The sequence below is a fragment of the Pseudomonas sp. genome (genome assembly GCF_002796985.1).
Classification (GTDB): Bacteria; Pseudomonadota; Gammaproteobacteria; order Pseudomonadales; family Pseudomonadaceae; genus Pseudomonas.
Map to the genome: position 1 here is coordinate 1,318,680 of NZ_PEKX01000007.1, position 17,107 is coordinate 1,335,786.

A 17,107-nucleotide genomic window follows, 5' to 3' on the forward strand; every position below is an offset into this window, starting at 1 on the left:
AGGGGGAAGAGGGCGCATGCGGCTCAAGTGCATCAAGCTGGCGGGCTTCAAGTCCTTCGTCGACCCGACGACGGTCAATTTCCCGAGCAACATGGCGGCCGTGGTTGGCCCCAACGGTTGCGGCAAGTCCAACATCATCGATGCCGTTCGCTGGGTGATGGGCGAGAGTTCGGCGAAGAACCTCCGCGGCGAGTCGATGACCGACGTCATTTTCAACGGCTCCAACACGCGCAAGCCGGTGACCCAGGCCTCCATCGAGCTGATCTTCGACAACTCCGACCAGACCCTGCTGGGCGAATACGCCAGCTACGCCGAGATTTCAATCCGCCGCCGGGTGACCCGCGACGGCCAGAACACCTACTTCCTCAACGGCACCAAGTGCCGCCGTCGGGATATCACCGACATCTTCCTCGGCACCGGCCTTGGGCCGCGCAGTTACTCGATCATCGAACAGGGGATGATCTCCAAGCTGATCGAGGCCAAGCCCGAGGACCTGCGCAACTTCATCGAGGAAGCCGCCGGCATCTCCAAGTACAAGGAGCGCCGCCGCGAGACCGAGAACCGCATCCGCCGCACCCAGGAGAACCTCGCGCGCCTCACCGACCTGCGCGAAGAGCTGGAGCGCCAACTGGAACGGCTGCACCGCCAGGCCCAGTCGGCGGAGAAGTACCAGGAATTCAAGGCCGAGGAGCGCACCCTCAAGGCCCAGCTCGGCGCCCTGCGCTGGCGCGACCTGAACGAGCAGGTCGGGCAGAAGGAGAAGGTGATCGGCGACCAGGAAGTGGCCTTCGAGGCCCTTGTCGCCGAGCAGCGCAGCGCCGACGCCAGCATCGAGCGTCTGCGTGACGGCCACCACGAGCTGTCGGAAACCTTCAACCAGGTGCAGGGCCGTTTCTATTCCGTGGGTGGCGACATCGCCCGCGTCGAGCAGAGCATCCAGCATGGCCAACAGCGCCTGCGCCAGTTGCAGGACGACCTGCGCGATGCCGAGAAGACCCGCCAGGAAACCGAATCCCACCTGGGCCACGATCGCACCCTGCTCGCCACCCTCGGCGAGGAGCTGGAGCGCCTGGCGCCGGAGCAGGAAATCAGCGCCGCCGCCGCCGAGGAGGCCACCGTCGGCCTGGAGGACGCCGAGCAGCGCATGCAGGATTGGCAGCAGCGCTGGGAGGCCTTCAACCAGCAGAGCGCCGAGCCGCGCCGCGAGGCGGAAGTGCAGCAGTCGCGCATCCAGCACCTGGAACAGAGCCTGGAGCGCCAGGGCGAGCGCAAGCGCCGCCTGAGCGACGAGCGCGCGCAGCTGGCCGCCGATCCGGAAGATGCCGCGATCCTCGAACTGGGCGAGCAGGTCGCCGCCATCGAATTGCTGCTGGAAGAGTCGCAGATCGAAGAACAGGAACTGGCCGAGCGCCTGGAGCGCGTGCGCCAGTCCCTGCAGGAAAGCACCGCCGCGCAGCATCAGGCGCAGGGCGCGCTGCAACGGCTGAATGGCCGTATCGCCTCGCTGGAGGCGCTGCAACAGGCCGCGCTTGATCCGGGCGACGGGACCGCGCAATGGTTGCGTCAGCAAGGGCTGGAACAGCGCCCGCGCCTTGCCGAAGGCCTGCGCGTGCAGCCGGGGTGGGAGCTGGCGGTGGAAACCGTGCTCGGCGCCGACCTGCACGGCGTGCTGCTGGATGACGTGAAGGGGCTGCCGTTCGACGCGCTGGAGAAGGGCGAGCTGCGCCTGCTCGATCTGGCCGCTGGCGCTGTTTCCCGTCCCGGCAGCCTGCTGGACAAGGTCGAGGCGAATGTCGACCTGAGCTACTGGCTGGGTCGCGTGCGCCCGGTCGAAACCCTGGAGCAGGCGCTGACCCAGCGTGCCTCGCTGGGTGACGGCGAAAGCCTGATCAGCCGCGATGGCTACTGGGTTGGCCGGAACTTCCTGCGCGTGCGCCGTGGCGAATCCGCCGACGGCGGCGTGCTGGCGCGTGGCCAGGAGCTGGAGCGCCTTTACGCCGAGCGCGAGACGCTGGAGCAGCGCCTTGCCGAAGTCGACGAGCAACTGGCGCGCCTGCGTGACGAGCAGCGCCAGGCCGAGGAAGGCCGCGACCAGATACGCCGCCGCCTGCAGGACGAAGGCCGCCGCCAGGGCGAGCTGAAGGCGCAGTTGTCCGCGCAGCAGGCCAAGGTCGAGCAGCTGACCCTGCGCCGCCGCCGTCTGGACGAAGAACTGGTCGAGCTGGCCGAGCAGCACGCCATCGAGCAGGAACAGCTGGGCGAAGCCCGCCTGAGTCTGCAGGAAGCACTGGACGCCATGGCGGTGGACACCGAGCGCCGCGAGTCACTGCTCGCCGAGCGTGACGGCATGCGCGAGAAGCTCGACCGCATCCGCCAGGAATCCCGCCAGCACAAGGACCACGCGCACCAATTGGCGGTGCGCGTCGGCTCCCTGCGTGCCCAGCACGAATCCACCCGTCAGGCGCTGGAACGCCTGGATGGCCAGGCCGTGCGCCTGGTCGAGCGTTGCGAGCAGCTCAACCTCAATCTGGAGGAGGGCGCCGCGCCGCTGGAAGAGCTGCGCATGCGTCTGGAAGAGCTCCTCGATCGGCGCATGGCGGTGGAAGACGAGCTCAAGCACGCGCGCCTGGCGCTGGAAGACGCCGATCGCCAGTTGCGCGACGCCGAGAAGCGCCGCACCCAGGCCGAGCAGCAGTCGCAACTGCTGCGCGGCCAGCTGGAGCAGCAGCGCATGGAGTGGCAGGCCCTGAGCGTACGGCGCAAGTCGCTGCAGGAGCAGCTCCACGAGGATGGCTACGACCTGCATGGCGTGCTGGCTACCTTGCCTCACGAGGCCGCCGAGAAGGTCTGGGAAACCCGCCTGGAAGAGCTGGCCGCGCGCATTGGCCGTCTGGGCCCGATCAACCTCGCGGCGATCGAGGAATACCAGCAGCAATCCGAGCGCAAGCGCTACCTGGACGACCAGAACGACGACCTGGTGGAAGCGCTGGATACCCTGGAAAACGTCATCCGCAAGATCGACAAGGAAACCCGCAACCGCTTCAAGGAAACCTTCGACCAGATCAATGCTGGCCTTCAGGCATTGTTCCCCAAGGTTTTCGGCGGCGGTCACGCCTATCTGGAACTTACCGGCGAGGATCTACTCGATACCGGGGTGGCGATCATGGCGCGGCCGCCGGGCAAGAAGAACAGCACCATCCATCTTCTGTCCGGTGGCGAGAGGGCCCTGACCGCTCTGGCGCTGGTGTTTGCGATCTTCCAGCTGAACCCCGCACCGTTCTGCATGCTCGACGAAGTCGACGCGCCGCTGGACGATGCCAACGTCGGTCGTTATGCGCGGCTGGTGAAGGAGATGTCGGAGAAAGTGCAGTTCATCTATATCACCCACAACAAGATCGCCATGGAGATGGCCGATCAATTGATGGGCGTGACCATGCATGAGCCGGGTTGTTCGCGACTGGTGGCGGTCGATGTGGAGGAAGCTGTCGCACTGGCCGAGGCCTGATGCCGCAAGCAAACTTGAGCGATGCTGGCAAGGTGCCTCATTTAAAGTCTAAGACGTTGATTTGATTGGGGTAGAATGCACTCTGCGGACGAAGCCGGTAACGGCTATGAAAAGTTGCAAAGAGCGCGGCGAAGTGTCGCTGCAGGCAGTGTAAAGTTATGTGAGAGCGTGTTAGCTTAATGCCCACTTTTGTATCGCGTGGAAAACATCTGTCAGAACATGAAGTTGGCTCCACGTTTTCAAGGGATAGGATGTCCTTTTTTTCATCATCATTTTTTGTTCAGGGGCTACGGGATTAGATGGATATCGGTCTGCGCGAATGGCTGATCGTCATTGGGCTTATCGTCATCGCCGGCATTCTGTTCGACGGTTGGCGTCGCATGCGGGGTGGCAAGGGCAAGTTGCGTTTCAAGCTGGATCGCCAGTTTGCCAACCAGCCCGATGACGGAGATGAAAGCAATCCGGAACTGATCGGGCCGTCCCGTGTGGTCGACCATCGCGAGCCGGGACTGGACGAGGACGATCTGCCCAAGGTCAGCGTCAAGGAGTCGCGCGGCAAGCGCCGCGGCGAACCGCGCCAGGGCGACCTGAACCTGGACGACCCGGCGCCGAACCTGCTCGGCCCGATGGACGAAGAGGATTTCCCCAATCCGCTGGACGAAGCGCCGGCCGAGACGGACAAACCGAAAAAGGACCGCAAGAAGGACAAGGAGCGCGTAGCTCCCGCCGCTGCTTCTTCGTCGGCACCGCAGGCGCCGGTCGACGAAGTGCTGATCATCAACGTCATCAGCCGCGACGAGAATGGCTTCAAGGGCCCGGCGCTGCTGCAGAACATCCTCGAAAGCGGCCTGCGCTACGGCGAGATGGACATCTTCCATCGCCACGAGAGCATGGCCGGCAACGGTGAAGTGCTGTTCTCCATGGCCAACGCGGTCAAGCCGGGCACCTTCGATCTGGACAACATCGACCAGTTCAGTACCCGTGCGGTGAGCTTCTTCCTCGGCCTGCCGGGCCCGCGTCATCCCAAGCAGGCGTTCGACGTGATGATCGCCGCCGCCCGCAAGCTGGCCCAGGAGCTCAATGGCGAGCTGAAGGACGAGCAGCGCAGCGTGATGACCGCGCAGACCATCGAGCACTACCGCCAGCGCATCATCGACTTCGAGCGACGCGCCCTTACCCAGAAGCGCTAAGCTTTCCGCACGCTGCACGCAAAGCCCCAAGCGACCCTTGGGGCTTTGCATTTCTACCTCAAGCAGAAAAAGCCGCCCGAGATTCCCGCATGACCGACTCCCAATCCGCTGCCGAACGCATCGCCCAGCTGCGCAGCGAACTCGACGATCACAACTACCGCTACTACGTGCTCGACGAGCCAAGCGTGCCGGACGCCGAGTACGACCGCCTGCTCCGCGAGCTGAAGGCGCTGGAAGCCGAGCATCCGGAGCTGATCACTCCCGAGTCGCCGACCCAGCGCGTCGGCGGTGCAGCGGCTTCGGCGTTTGGCGAGGTGCGCCACGAAGTGCCGATGCTCAGCCTGGGCAACGCCTTCGAGGAGCAAGATCTCAACGATTTCGATCGCCGCGTGCGCGAAGGCCTGGCGGACCAGTTGCCGGCGACCGACCTGTTCGGCGGCGGTGCCGAGGTGGAGTACAGCTGCGAACCCAAGCTCGATGGCCTGGCGGTCAGCCTGCTGTACGAGAACGGCGTGCTGACCCGTGGCGCCACCCGTGGTGACGGCACCACCGGCGAGGATATCAGTGTCAACGTGCGCACCATCCGCAATGTGCCGCTGCGCCTGAAGGGCGAGGGCTGGCCGGCAGTGCTGGAAGTGCGTGGCGAAGTCTTCATGTCCAAGGCCGGTTTCGAGGCGCTCAACGAGCGGCAGATGGAAGCCGGCGGCAAGACCTTCGCCAACCCGCGCAACGCCGCGGCCGGCAGCCTGCGCCAGCTGGATTCGAAGATCACCGCCAACCGCCCGCTGGAGTTCTGCTGCTACGGTTTCGGCCGTGTCGAGGGCGGCACTCTGCCCGGCACCCAGGTGGATATTCTCGAAGCCCTGAAGGGCTGGGGCATCCCGATCAGCCGTGAACTGAAACTGGCCAAGGGCGTCGAGGGCTGCCGAGCCTATTACGAAGATATTGGTGCGCGCCGCGACAGCCTCGCCTACGAGATCGACGGCGTAGTGTTCAAGGTCAATCGCATCGACTTCCAGCGTGAGCTGGGCTTCCGTGCCCGCGAGCCGCGCTGGGCCATCGCCCACAAATTCCCGGCGAGCGAAGAGCTGACTGAGCTGCTCGATGTGGAATTCCAGGTCGGCCGTACCGGCGCGGTAACGCCCGTGGCGCGCCTGAAGCCGGTGCAGGTCGCTGGTGTGACAGTGTCCAACGCCACCCTGCACAACATGGATGAGGTGGCCCGGCTGGGCCTGATGATCGGCGACAGTGTGATCATCCGCCGCGCCGGCGATGTGATCCCACAGGTCATGCAGGTCGTCACCGAGCGCCGCCCGGCCGACGCCCGCCCGGTGGCCATCCCCACCCAGTGCCCGGTGTGTGGCTCGCAGGTGGAGCGCACCCAGTTGGTCAAGCGCAGCAAGGGCAAGGAGTCGGTCAGCGAAGGCGCCATCTACCGTTGCGTCGGTCGGCTGTTCTGCCAGGCGCAGCTCAAGCAGGCGATCATCCACTTCGTCTCGCGCCGCGCCATGGACATCGACGGCCTCGGCGACAAGATCGTCGAGCAGTTGGTGGACAAGGGTCTGGTGAAATCCCCGGCGGACCTCTACACCCTGACCTTCGAGCAGGTCATCGAGCTGGAAGGCTTCGCCGAAGTCTCGACGCGCAACCTGCTCGCGGCCATCGCCGACAGCCGCAAGCCGGCGCTGGCGCGCTTCGTTTTCGCCCTGGGCATTCCGGACGTGGGCGAGGAAACCGCCAAGCTGCTGGCCCGCTCACTGGGCTCCCTGGCGCGTATCCAGAAGGCGTTGCCGGAAGTGCTCACCTACCTGCCGGACGTCGGCGGCGAGGTGGCCTACGAAATCCGTAACTTCTTCGATGACGAGCACAATCGCAGCGTGATCCGGCAACTGCTGGAGCGCGGCATCGAGCTGCAGGACGAGGGCGAGGTGTCCGCCGAGTTCGCCGCCGTCGCGACGCTGGCGGGCTTCATCGACAAGCTGAACATCCCTTTCATCGCGGCTACCGGCGCCGAGAAGCTGGCTGACCGCACCGGCAGCCTGGATGCGCTCATCACCCTCAGCCAGGACTGGCTGGACCTCAGCACCCTCAAGGGGGTGAACGAGAAGGCCAAGCAGTCGGTGCGCGAGTACTTCGCCGATGCCGCTCGGGTCGAGCGCGCGAAGGCCGTCGAAGCGCAACTGGCGGAATTCGGCATGCACTGGCGCAGCGAGCGCAAGGTGGTCGAAGGCCTGCCGCTGGCCGGTCAGACCTGGGTGCTGACCGGTACCCTGGAGGCCATGAGCCGCGATGTCGCCAAGGAAAAGCTCGAAAGCCTGGGCGCCAAGGTGGCCGGCTCCGTTTCCGCCAAGACCCACTGCGTCGTTGCAGGACCGGGAGCGGGTTCAAAGTTGGCCAAGGCCCAGGAACTTGGCGTCGCCGTAATGGACGAAGAGCAGCTGATCAAGCTGCTGGCCGACCATGGCCTCGGCGCCTGACACGCCTTTCTTCCGATCAAAGAATCAAGATCAACGCATCAAGGAGTCAATCCATGCCCATGACCAAGGACCAACTGGTTCGCGATATCGCCGAATCCCTCGACCTGACCCAGGCCGCCGTGCGCGGCGTGTTCGAGCAACTGGCGCAGATCGCCCAGGACGCCCTGGAGAACGACGGTGAGCTGACCCTGCCGGGTATCGGCAAGCTCAAGGTCAGCGAGCGCGCCGCCCGTACCGGCCGCAACCCGCAGACCGGCAAGACCATCGAGATCGCCGCGAAGAAGGCGGTACGCCTGGTGCCCGCCAAGGCCCTGGTCGACAGCCTGAACTGATCGGCGGGCCTGCTCCGGCCCCTGCGTTACGGCGCAGGGCGGGGCGGGCCAACGATTGACGGAGAGCGAGATGGACAAGGCAAGAAAACAGCGCCTGCTCGGCGTGGCGGCACTGGTGCTGCTGTTCGGCGCCTATGTGGCCTGGACCGAGCGCCCGCAGATCGTCCTTCACTACGAAGGCGTGGGTGGGCCGGCGGTGAGCTACAGCTTCAAGGAAAATGGCGAAGAGTCGCTCGCGGGTGAGATCAAGCCAGGCGAAGCACGCGCCTTCCCGCTGCGCCTGCTGCGTTCGGGTGAATACCGCGTCGCCTTCCAGTTCCACCAGGGGGCGGAGCGCTATTCCACCTTCAGCACCCGTCCGGGCTACAGCAAGATGGACCTGTTCATCGGGCCGAACCTGGAAGTCTCCACCCAGCCTCGGCCCGAAGGGCTGCTTCAGGCGCAGTAACGTCGCTTATAGGTATTCGGCCACCAGCACCACATTGCGCTGATCCGCGGCGACGCCATCCTTGGCGATCTCGCGGATGACGCTGTCGGTATCGCCGCTGGCCGTAATGCCTTTTCCCATCATCTTGCCGTGCGTATCGGTCAGCCGGTAGCTCACGCTGGGCCGCGCGCCGCGTGGCTCGTTCAGCATCATCAGCATGGCCTGGTTGCACTCGCTCAACCGCACGCGTGCGCTGCGGACGGTGACCTCGGTCAGTCCGACCTGACAGGTCGGCTCGACCACTGCGCCGCTGAAGTGAACGATGCCGTCGTAGGCCATCAGTGGGGCGGAAAAGAGAAGGGCGACGAGAGGGGTGGATCGCAGTGCAACGGACATGCTGGCATTCCTCGCTCGATAATGGCCGCCATGGGATGGCGGTTCTCTCTTTAGCGTCGGTGCCGTTGGAATTTTCTGAATTGGCTGTAGGGCGATTCTCTTAATGAAAAGGCAGATTCGTGATGGATGTCAGAAATTGCTTAAGGGGCGCCGCTAAGTGCTTGAAGTGCTTGTAACTTGCGCTCAAGCCGCTACAATGGCGCGGCTCGCCGAACTGGTGAGCTCTCGTGATGGTGGCCCTGTCGGTCCCCCCGCAACGATTACCCGTTAACCTGGTCAGGTCCGGAAGGAAGCAGCCATGGCGGGAACATTGTGTGCCGGGGTGTGGCTGGCGGGGCCGCCTCCATTTTGGGGCCAGGAAAATCTCGCGCCCCTCTCCTGTCGACGCAGCAACCGCCTCAGCGGTAGTGATCCAGGATCTGCTCGATCTTCCCCGATGCCTTGATCTTCGCCAGTGCCGAGAGCACTTCATCGGCGCGTACCTCCGGGCTATCCAGCACCATGCATGACAGCGGCGTCTCCTCGATCACGCTGGCGATTCTCAGGCGTTCCGCCTCGGGCAAACTACGGTTGAACCAGTTCAGCGCGAACTCGCTGCTGATCGCGTACTGATAGCGGCCGATGCGCAGCTTCTTCAGCACCAGTTCCTGGTTGCGCGCGTCGTCGCGGGTCAACCAGTGGCTGTCCAGCAGCGGCTGCAGACGCGGGTAGTGATAGCCCAGCACGGTGCCGACGGACTGACTGGGAAGGGTTTCCAGCTTGTCTGCCGGGGCGTCGCGGACCACCAGCAGGTCGCGCTGTACCATCAGTGGCGCAGTCCAGCGGTAGTCGTTGAATTCGTGTTCGATCCAGGTGCGCGACACGTAGCAGCGCACATCCACGGAGTGGCTGAGCAGGGCTTGTTCGATGCGGGCGCGGGGCACGATGTGGAAGGCCGGGGTGCGGCCCAGTTCGCGCGCCGTTTCCTGAAACAGCTCGAACATGATGCCGCCGGTCAGTTCGCCATTCTCGATCTGCGCCAGCGGCATTGCCCAGCTGTCGACCACCGAGAAGCGCAGGGGACGGTCGTCGGCCTGGGCGAGGGCAGTGGTCAGCAGCAGGGCGGTGGCGAGGAAGCGCATCAAGGCTCCGTTGATGGCAGAACGACGACACAATGCCGTGTAGCCCGGCCCTTGCCAAGATGCGGCAACAACCGGTGCGGACATCGGGTGCAATTTACGGTCCGCTTCGCTAGGATTAGCGCACTTCTGCTCACCTGTCGCGATGGATTTCAATGAGTTATCAGGTTCTTGCCCGCAAATGGCGTCCGCGCTCGTTCCGCGAAATGGTCGGCCAGACCCATGTGCTCAAGGCCCTGATCAACGCGCTGGACAACCAGCGCCTGCACCACGCCTACCTGTTCACCGGGACCCGTGGCGTGGGCAAGACCACCATCGCACGCATCCTGGCCAAGTGCCTGAACTGTGAGACTGGCGTCAGCTCGACTCCTTGCGGGCAGTGCTCGGTGTGCCGCGAGATCGATGAAGGTCGTTTCGTCGACCTGATCGAAGTGGACGCCGCCAGCCGCACCAAGGTCGAGGACACTCGTGAACTGCTCGACAACGTGCAGTACTCGCCGAGCCGCGGGCGCTACAAGGTCTATCTGATCGACGAAGTGCACATGCTCTCCAGCCACAGCTTCAACGCCCTGTTGAAGACCCTGGAGGAGCCACCACCCCACGTGAAGTTCCTGCTGGCCACCACCGACCCGCAGAAACTGCCGGTGACCATCCTCTCGCGCTGCCTGCAGTTCTCCCTGAAGAACATGCCGCCGGAGCGCGTGGTGGAACACCTCAACCATGTCCTGGGCGCCGAGAACGTGCCGTTCGAGGACGATGCGCTGTGGCTGCTCGGCCGTGCGGCCGACGGGTCCATGCGCGATGCCATGAGCCTTACCGACCAGGCCATTGCCTTCGGCGAAGGCAAGGTGCTGGCGGCTGATGTGCGCGCCATGCTCGGTACCCTGGACCACGGCCAGGTCTACGGCGTGCTCCATGCACTGCTGGAAGGCGATGCCCGCGCACTGCTGGAAGCCGTCCGCCACCTGGCCGAGCAAGGCCCGGACTGGGGCGGTGTGCTGGCGGAAATGCTCAACGTGCTGCACCGAGTGGCCATCGCCCAGGCACTGCCCGAGGCGGTGGACAACGGCCAGGGCGATCGCGACCGCGTGTTGGCGCTGGCCCAGGCGTTGCCCGCCGAGGACGTGCAGTTCTACTACCAGATGGGCCTGATCGGCCGCCGCGACCTGCCGCTGGCGCCCGATCCCCGTGGCGGCTTCGAGATGGTGCTGCTGCGGATGCTGGCGTTCCGTCCGGCCGATGCCGACGGAGCACCGAGGTCACCACTAAAGGACCTGGGGATCAGCAAGGCCACGGCTGATTCCAACCCGAACCCAGTGGCCGGCGCCGCCGTTGCAGCGCCGGTTGCCTCCATTGCTCCGCCGCCCGTTGCGCCTGCGCCGGCTGCTCCTGTTGCTCCGGTCGCCGAGGTTGTCCCGACCGTTGCCGCGCCGCAGCCGCAGCCTCAGCCGGCTCCGGCTCCGGCTCCGGCTCCGGTGGTGGAGGCAGCGCCTGTTGTTGATCCTGCGCCGGTCGTCGAAGCGGCTCCCGCGCCGATTGAAGCGCAGCCGGAAGTGGTCGTTGCCGCAGAACCTGTTGCTCCGGCTGTCGAGACGCAGCCGCCGGTTGCCGAAGCGCCGGTCGATTTGCCGTGGGACGAACCCTCGGCACCGATTACTGCTGCTCCCGCGCCGGTCGAGCCTGCTGCACCTGCACCTGCGCCTGTAGCGGCAGCGTCCACTACGGCTCAAGCGGCTGCTCCGGCTCCGGTGGCGGCATCTGCCCCGGTCTTGGCCGAAGCCCCGGCTGAGGATGACGATGGCGACGATGAGCCGCCGCCCGCCGAGGATTACTACGAAGTCGACATGGAGTCCTACGGCTATCTCGAGAGCGAGGCGCCGCAAGAACAGGCTGAACCGGAACCCGAACCCGCCGCCATGCCCGCGACCGGGCTGGCTGCCGAGTGGCTGGACCTGTTCCCGCGCCTGGGCCTGGCCGGCCTGACCGCGAGCATCGGCGCCAACTGCACCCTGGTCGCGGTGGACGGCGACAACTGGCACCTGCACCTGGACCCGGCGCAGAGCGCGCTGTTCAACGCCACCCAGCAGCGCCGCCTGAACGACGCGCTGAACCAGTTCCACGGCCGCACCCTGACTCTGCACGTCACCCAGCAGAAGCCCGAGCAGGAAACCCCGGCCCAGGCCGCAGCGCGCAGGCGCGCCGAGCGTCAGCGCCAGGCCGAGGCGTCGATTGCCGCCGACCCTTATGTGCTACAGATGAAGCAACAGTTCGCCGCGGTTGTCCGCGACGGTACTATCGAACCCCTGGAGGCGAAGGCCTGAGCCTGCGCCGACGACTGAACGAATCGAGGAACTCGACATGATGAAAGGTGGCATGGCCGGCCTGATGAAGCAGGCCCAGCAGATGCAGGAAAAAATGCAGAAGATGCAGGAAGAGCTGGCCAACGCCGAAGTGACCGGTCAATCCGGCGCCGGCCTGGTGAGCGTGGTGATGACCGGTCGCCACGACGTCAAGCGCGTCTCCCTGGATGACAGCCTGATGCAGGAAGACAAGGAAATCCTCGAAGACCTGATCGCCGCCGCCGTGAACGACGCCGTGCGCAAGATCGAGCAGAACAACCAGGACAAGATGTCCGGCATGACTGCTGGCATGCAGCTCCCGCCGGGCTTCAAGATGCCGTTCTGATCCACGCTTTACCCCGAACTGTAGGAGCGAGCTTGCTCGCGAACGCTCTCCCGGCCTCACGGCCTGGCAAGGTTCGCCAGCAAGCTCGCTCCTACAGTCGTTCTAGCCACTTGGAAATCCGAGACCGCCCCATGAGCTTCACGCCGCTGATCCGCCAACTGATCGATGCCCTGCGCACCCTGCCCGGAGTGGGGCAGAAGAGTGCCCAGCGCATGGCGCTGCAGCTGCTGGAGCGTGACCGCAGCGGCGGCCTGCGTCTGGCTCAGGCGCTGACCCAGGCGATGGAGGGCGTCGGCCATTGCAAGCAGTGCCGTACCCTGTCCGAAGACGACTTCTGCCCGCAGTGCACCGACCCGCGCCGTGACGACAGCCTGCTGTGCGTGGTGGAAGGCCCGCTGGACGTGTTCGCCGTCGAACAGACTGGCTACCGCGGCCGCTACTTCGTGCTCAAGGGGCACCTGTCGCCGCTGGACGGCCTCGGCCCGGAAGCCATCGGTATCCCCGAACTGCAAGCGCGGATCAAGGCGGGCAACTTCAGCGAGATCATCCTCGCCACCAACCCCACGGTGGAAGGTGAGGCAACTGCCCACTACATCGCCCAACTGCTCGGCGGCGGCGATCTGGTGCTGTCGCGCATCGCCCACGGCGTACCCCTGGGTGGCGAGCTGGAACTGGTGGATGGCGGTACCCTGGCCCACGCCCTGGCAGGGCGCCGGCCGATCAACGGCTAACTCGGGCTTTCGCCATTTCCACTTCAATTAGGCGGTAGACGGCGCATCTGTCCTAGCCGATGGCGGGTGTCTCGCCTTGTAAACCAAGCAAGCGCTCGGTAAGTTTTCAGGCAAATCGTCTGGAGCCTTGCCATGTCCGTGTTCGCCGAATACTTCGATGACAGCCACCGCCTGGTCCGCGACAGCGTGCGGCGCTTCGTCGAGCGTGAAATCCTCCCTCATGTCGCTGACTGGGAGGAGGCCGAGGAGTTTCCCCGCGAGCTGTACCGCAAGGCGGGCGAGGCCGGCATCCTCGGCATCGGCTACCCCGAGGCGCTCGGCGGCAGCCACGAGGGCGACCTGTTTGCCAAGGTGGCGGCCAGCGAGGAGCTGATGCGCTGTGGCTCCGGCGGGTTGGTGGCGGGGCTGGGCTCGCTGGATATCGGCCTGCCGCCGCTGATCAAGTGGGGCCGCCCGGAGCTGCGCGAGCGCATCGCGCCGCAGGTGCTGGCTGGCGAGAAGATCATGGCACTGGCGGTCACCGAGCCGTCCGGCGGCTCCGACGTCGCCAGCCTGAAGACCCGCGCCGTGCGCGACGGCGACCACTACCGCGTGAGCGGCAGCAAAACCTTCATCACCAGCGGCGTGCGCGCTGACTACTACACCGTGGCCGTGCGCACCGGCGGCGATGGCTTCGGCGGCGTCAGCCTGCTGCTGGTGGAGAAGGGCGCGCCTGGCTTCACCGTCAGCCGCAAGCTGAAGAAGATGGGCTGGTGGGCGTCGGACACCGCCGAGCTGTTCTTCGACGACTGCAAGGTGCCGGTGGAGAACCTGATCGGTACGGAGAACATGGGTTTCGCCTGCATCATGGCGAACTTCCAGAGTGAGCGACTGGCCCTGGCGATCATGGCCAACATGACTGCCCAGCTGGCACTGGACGAGGCGCTGGCCTGGAGCCGCGAGCGCGAGGCATTCGGCAAGCCCGTCGGCAAGTTCCAGGTGCTCAAGCACCGGCTGGCGGAGATGGCCACGCAGGTCGAGGTTTCGCGCGAGTTCACCTACCGCCAGGCGGCGAAGATGGCCGTCGGAAAGAGCGTGATCAAGGAAATCTCCATGGCCAAGAACTTCGCCACCGACGTCGCCGACCGGGTGACCTACGACGCGGTGCAGGTGCTGGGCGGCATGGGTTACATGCGCGAGAGCCTGGTGGAGCGGCTGTACCGCGACAACCGCATCCTCTCCATTGGCGGCGGCACGCGGGAAATCATGAACGAGATCATCGCCAAGCAGATGGGGCTGTAAGTCGCACAGATAGCTCTTGTAGGAGCAAGCTTGCTCGCGAATCTGCCTGACGCCGTTAATCGCCGGAAAGCGTTCGTGAGCAAGCTCGCTCCTACATGGTGGGGCGTGTGCCAGCGGATTGGCTGCGTCGCCACGCCGCCGGCGGGCAACCGTATTCGCGGCGAAAGGCGCGGCTGAAGGCGGTGTCCGTCTGATAGCCAACGTCTTCGGCAATCCGTGCCAGCGGGGCATTGCTGCCGCGCAGCAGGTTGGCGGCCAGCAGCATGCGCCACTGGGTGAGGTACTGCATGGGCGGGCAGCCGACCAGGCCGAGGAAGCGCTCGGCCAGTACCGAGCGCGAAGTGCCGGCGCAGCGCGCCAGTTCCTCCAGGCTCCAGGGATGCGCCGGCGACTTGTGCAGAGCACCCAAGGCGCTGCCGACGATGCGGTCGTGCAGCCCGGCGAGCCAGCCGCTGCGGTCCTCGCCCTGTTCCTCCATGTACAGGCGCAGCACCTCGATGAACAACACCTCAGCCAGTTTGGCCAGCACTCCAGCACCGCCGGGGCGTGGGGAGCGTGCCTCGGCCAGCGCATAACGCACCGAGGACTCCAGCCAGGCGCCGGCCGCCGAGCCGCGTACGTTGACCTTGACCAGTGCTGGCAGCCCCGTGAGCAGCAGCCTCGCCAGTCGTGCATCGCAGGCGAGGTAGCCGCAAACCAGACGCGTCGTGGCACCGCCGCCGCCATAGGCCAGTTGGCGTGGCCGACGGGCCAACACCGCGTCCAGTCGTGCTCCCGTGGCGGGCGGGACGCCGGGTTGCGAGGCCATGCGGTGGGCGTGGCCCTGGGGGAAGATCACCGCGTCGCCGGCCACCAGCCGCACCGGCTCGGCCTTGCCCATCTCGACGAAGCATTCGCCCTCGGTGATCAGGTGGAAGATCACCACCTGTTCGGCGCCGGGCTCCAGCAGTTCGACCACCGAGTCCGCCCGTGGCGATTGATAGCACCAGGGTGCGGTGAAGCGCGCATTGATGAAGATGGCGCCGACCAGCCGGACCACGCGCAGGGTTTCCGACAGTGCGTCCATCAGGGGGTGCCGCTGTCGATGTCCAGGTGCACCGGCACGGCTTCGGCCAGGGCGCTGAGCATGGGCGAGACGCGCATGGCCTGCTCGACCAGTTCGCGCACCTCTGCTTGCGCGGCGCCCGGCACGCTGATGCTGATCTGCACGTGGATAGCCAGCGGGCCGGCGGGGATGCGCTGGCCATCTTCGCGGGGCAACCCGAGCAGGCCGTGCAGGTCCGTGTCGCTGGTGACTTCCGCTTCCAGCCGCTGCGGCTGCATACCGCGTTCGGCCGCCAGCATGGCGATACGCGTGACGGCGCAGGATGCCAGCGCGGCGCGCAGCAGCCAGCCGGGGCTGACGCGCTCGCCATCGCCGCCCAGTTCCTGCGGCAGGTCGGTGTGGATCAGGTTGCCGTCCGGATGACGAGTCTGGGTCTTGCCGCCACCTTCCCAGAGCGCGGTGGCGGGGATGTCTTTCACCTGGGCAACGCCGGGACGCTGGCGTACCAGGTGCTCCAGGCGCTGTTGGGCAGAGAGGATGGTTTGCGTGCTCATGGCCAAGACGCCTCCGAGGCGAGGTTCTTCTCGAAGTCTGGGCGCGAAAGCACAGCTGTGACGGGCCGCCGGACGATCGGACAGGCAAGACCGACGCTGGAGCAGGACGCCGATCAGGCGGCGGCGCAGCATGAAGGTGCGGGATGTCGCGGTACCCGCATCAGCCCACTAATGGAGAGTGTCATGCCGAAGTTCGTCATAGAGCGCGAGATCCCCGGCGCCGGAGCCCTGACCGCCCGCGATTTCCAGGCCATCGCGCAGAAGTCCTGCAACGTCCTGAGCCAACTCGGGCCGCAGGTGCAGTGGTTGCACAGCCATGTGGTCGCGGACCGCATCTACTGCCTGTACATCGCCCCCGACGAAGCAGCCGTGCGAGAGCACGCGCGACTGGGCGGCTTCCCGGCCAATCGGATATCGCAGGTCGTCACCACCCTCGATCCGACCACCGCCGAATGAGCGCGCCTCGCTTGTCAGGAGAACGACAATGACTACCGCTGTAGACCTCAATGCCCTGAAACAACGCCAGATGGCCACCTGGGCCAGTGGAGACTACGCCGTGATCGGCACCACCCTGCAGATCGTTGGCGAACGCCTGGCCGAAGCCTGCGACCTGCTCTGCGGCGAGCGGGTGCTGGATGTCGCCGCCGGCAATGGCAACGTCACCCTGGCTGCCGCCCGGCGCGGTTGCCGGGTGATGTCCACCGACTATGTGCCGCGGCTGCTGGAGCTGGGTGCCGAGCGCGCCCGCGCCGAACATCTGGACGTCGAGTTCCGCGAGGCCGATGCCGAGGCGCTACCCTTCGAGGCCGACAGCTTCGATGCGGTGGTTTCGACCTTCGGGGTGATGTTTACTCCCGACCAGTCCAAGGCAGCGTCGGAGCTGGCGCGAGTCTGTCGTTCCGGCGGGCGCATCGGCCTGGCCAACTGGACGCCCGAAGGCTTTATCGGCCAGGTGTTCAAGGTGCTTGCGGGTTATATCCCGCCGGCGGCGGGTGTGCGTCCGCCGTCTGCGTGGGGGCGGGAGGAGCATCTGCGCGAGCTGTTCGGCGAATCGATCGGCGAGCTGCGCGCGACGCGGCAAGTCTTCAACTTCCGCTATCGCTCAGCGGCGCATTTCATCGAGATATTCCGCGACTGGTACGGCCCGCTGCACAAGGCTTTCGCCAACCTGCCGGAAGCGGATGGGAAGTCGCTGGAGCATGACCTGACTCAGCTGCTCGAAGCGAGCAATCGCGCCGGCCCCTCGTCGCTGGTGGTGCCCAGCGAATACCTGGAGGTGGTGCTGACCCGTCGTTGACCGCTGCCCGTCATGGGGCGGTGAAAAAACGGCGCCCATCCGGGGGTAAGGGGGATGGGCGCCGGCCCG

Annotated in this window: 15 protein-coding genes and 1 other RNA gene; 12 read left to right on the top strand and 4 right to left on the bottom strand. The window is 65.7% G+C overall.

Annotated elements, in window-relative coordinates:
• Positions 1-16 precede the first annotated feature (16 nt).
• The 5 genes from smc (at position 17) to CTR55_RS11940 (ending at position 7,952) form a co-directional block, all read left to right on the top strand.
• The gene (gene smc / locus CTR55_RS11920) at positions 17-3,505 is read left to right on the top strand and encodes a chromosome segregation protein SMC (RefSeq protein ID WP_296286316.1); all 3,489 of its coding nucleotides are present in this window, start codon (positions 17-19) and stop codon (positions 3,503-3,505) included.
• A 299-nt stretch (positions 3,506-3,804) separates the two neighbouring features.
• Positions 3,805-4,695: a cell division protein ZipA gene (gene zipA / locus CTR55_RS11925; protein ID WP_296286317.1), complete on the top strand. Its 891-nt coding sequence runs from the start codon at positions 3,805-3,807 to the stop codon at positions 4,693-4,695.
• Positions 4,696-4,784: 89 nt separating this feature from the next.
• Positions 4,785-7,172, top strand: coding sequence for an NAD-dependent DNA ligase LigA (gene ligA, locus CTR55_RS11930; protein WP_296286319.1), 2,388 nt, complete (start codon positions 4,785-4,787; stop codon positions 7,170-7,172).
• Positions 7,173-7,201: 29 nt separating this feature from the next.
• Complete coding sequence (locus CTR55_RS11935) at positions 7,202-7,504, top strand: HU family DNA-binding protein (RefSeq protein ID WP_256204898.1); 303 nt, start codon at positions 7,202-7,204, stop codon at positions 7,502-7,504.
• Positions 7,505-7,574: 70 nt separating this feature from the next.
• The gene (locus CTR55_RS11940; protein ID WP_296286320.1) at positions 7,575-7,952 is read left to right on the top strand and encodes a hypothetical protein; all 378 of its coding nucleotides are present in this window, start codon (positions 7,575-7,577) and stop codon (positions 7,950-7,952) included.
• A gap of 6 nt (positions 7,953-7,958) precedes the next feature.
• Here CTR55_RS11940 and CTR55_RS11945 read toward each other — a convergent pair whose 3' ends face one another.
• Positions 7,959-8,327: a hypothetical protein gene (locus tag CTR55_RS11945; protein WP_296286322.1), complete on the bottom strand. Its 369-nt coding sequence runs from the start codon at positions 8,325-8,327 to the stop codon at positions 7,959-7,961.
• A gap of 240 nt (positions 8,328-8,567) precedes the next feature.
• Here CTR55_RS11945 and ffs point away from each other — a divergent pair.
• An RNA gene (ffs, locus tag CTR55_RS11950) (signal recognition particle sRNA small type) lies at positions 8,568-8,664 on the top strand.
• A 61-nt stretch (positions 8,665-8,725) separates the two neighbouring features.
• Here the strand turns inward: ffs and CTR55_RS11955 are convergent.
• On the bottom strand, positions 8,726-9,448 hold the full coding sequence (locus CTR55_RS11955; protein ID WP_296286324.1) for a transporter substrate-binding domain-containing protein: 723 nt from the start codon (positions 9,446-9,448) through the stop codon (positions 8,726-8,728).
• Between the two features lie 152 nt (positions 9,449-9,600).
• Between CTR55_RS11955 and dnaX the strand changes: the two genes are divergently transcribed.
• The 4 genes from dnaX to CTR55_RS11975 all read left to right on the top strand — a co-directional run bounded on the left by dnaX (position 9,601) and on the right by CTR55_RS11975 (position 14,142).
• On the top strand, positions 9,601-11,766 hold the full coding sequence (gene dnaX, locus CTR55_RS11960) for a DNA polymerase III subunit gamma/tau (RefSeq protein ID WP_296286325.1): 2,166 nt from the start codon (positions 9,601-9,603) through the stop codon (positions 11,764-11,766).
• 37 nt (positions 11,767-11,803) lie between these two features.
• The gene (locus CTR55_RS11965; protein ID WP_045209089.1) at positions 11,804-12,130 is read left to right on the top strand and encodes a YbaB/EbfC family nucleoid-associated protein; all 327 of its coding nucleotides are present in this window, start codon (positions 11,804-11,806) and stop codon (positions 12,128-12,130) included.
• 131 nt (positions 12,131-12,261) lie between these two features.
• Positions 12,262-12,861, top strand: a complete 600-nt coding sequence (gene recR, locus CTR55_RS11970) for a recombination mediator RecR (protein WP_296286327.1) — start codon at positions 12,262-12,264, stop codon at positions 12,859-12,861.
• Positions 12,862-12,993: 132 nt separating this feature from the next.
• A complete protein-coding gene (locus CTR55_RS11975) occupies positions 12,994-14,142 on the top strand; it encodes an acyl-CoA dehydrogenase family protein (RefSeq protein WP_296286329.1) in 1,149 nt (382 codons plus the stop codon).
• A gap of 91 nt (positions 14,143-14,233) precedes the next feature.
• Here the strand turns inward: CTR55_RS11975 and CTR55_RS11980 are convergent, their stop codons facing one another.
• Together CTR55_RS11980 and CTR55_RS11985 are read right to left on the bottom strand one after the other, a co-directional pair.
• The gene (locus CTR55_RS11980) at positions 14,234-15,208 is read right to left on the bottom strand and encodes an AraC family transcriptional regulator (RefSeq protein WP_296286330.1); all 975 of its coding nucleotides are present in this window, start codon (positions 15,206-15,208) and stop codon (positions 14,234-14,236) included.
• Entirely contained in the window at positions 15,208-15,741 is a 534-nt protein-coding gene (locus tag CTR55_RS11985) for an OsmC family protein (protein WP_296286331.1), read from the bottom strand. Before CTR55_RS11985 ends, CTR55_RS11980 begins: the two co-directional genes overlap by 1 nt.
• A 183-nt stretch (positions 15,742-15,924) precedes the next feature.
• On the opposite strand from CTR55_RS11985, the gene CTR55_RS11990 reads away from it, so the two are divergent.
• Together CTR55_RS11990 and CTR55_RS11995 are read left to right on the top strand one after the other, a co-directional pair.
• Positions 15,925-16,197, top strand: a complete 273-nt coding sequence (locus CTR55_RS11990; RefSeq protein WP_296286333.1) for a DUF4242 domain-containing protein — start codon at positions 15,925-15,927, stop codon at positions 16,195-16,197.
• A gap of 28 nt (positions 16,198-16,225) precedes the next feature.
• Complete coding sequence (locus CTR55_RS11995; protein ID WP_296286334.1) at positions 16,226-17,038, top strand: class I SAM-dependent methyltransferase; 813 nt, start codon at positions 16,226-16,228, stop codon at positions 17,036-17,038.
• Positions 17,039-17,107: the final 69 nt, after the last annotated feature.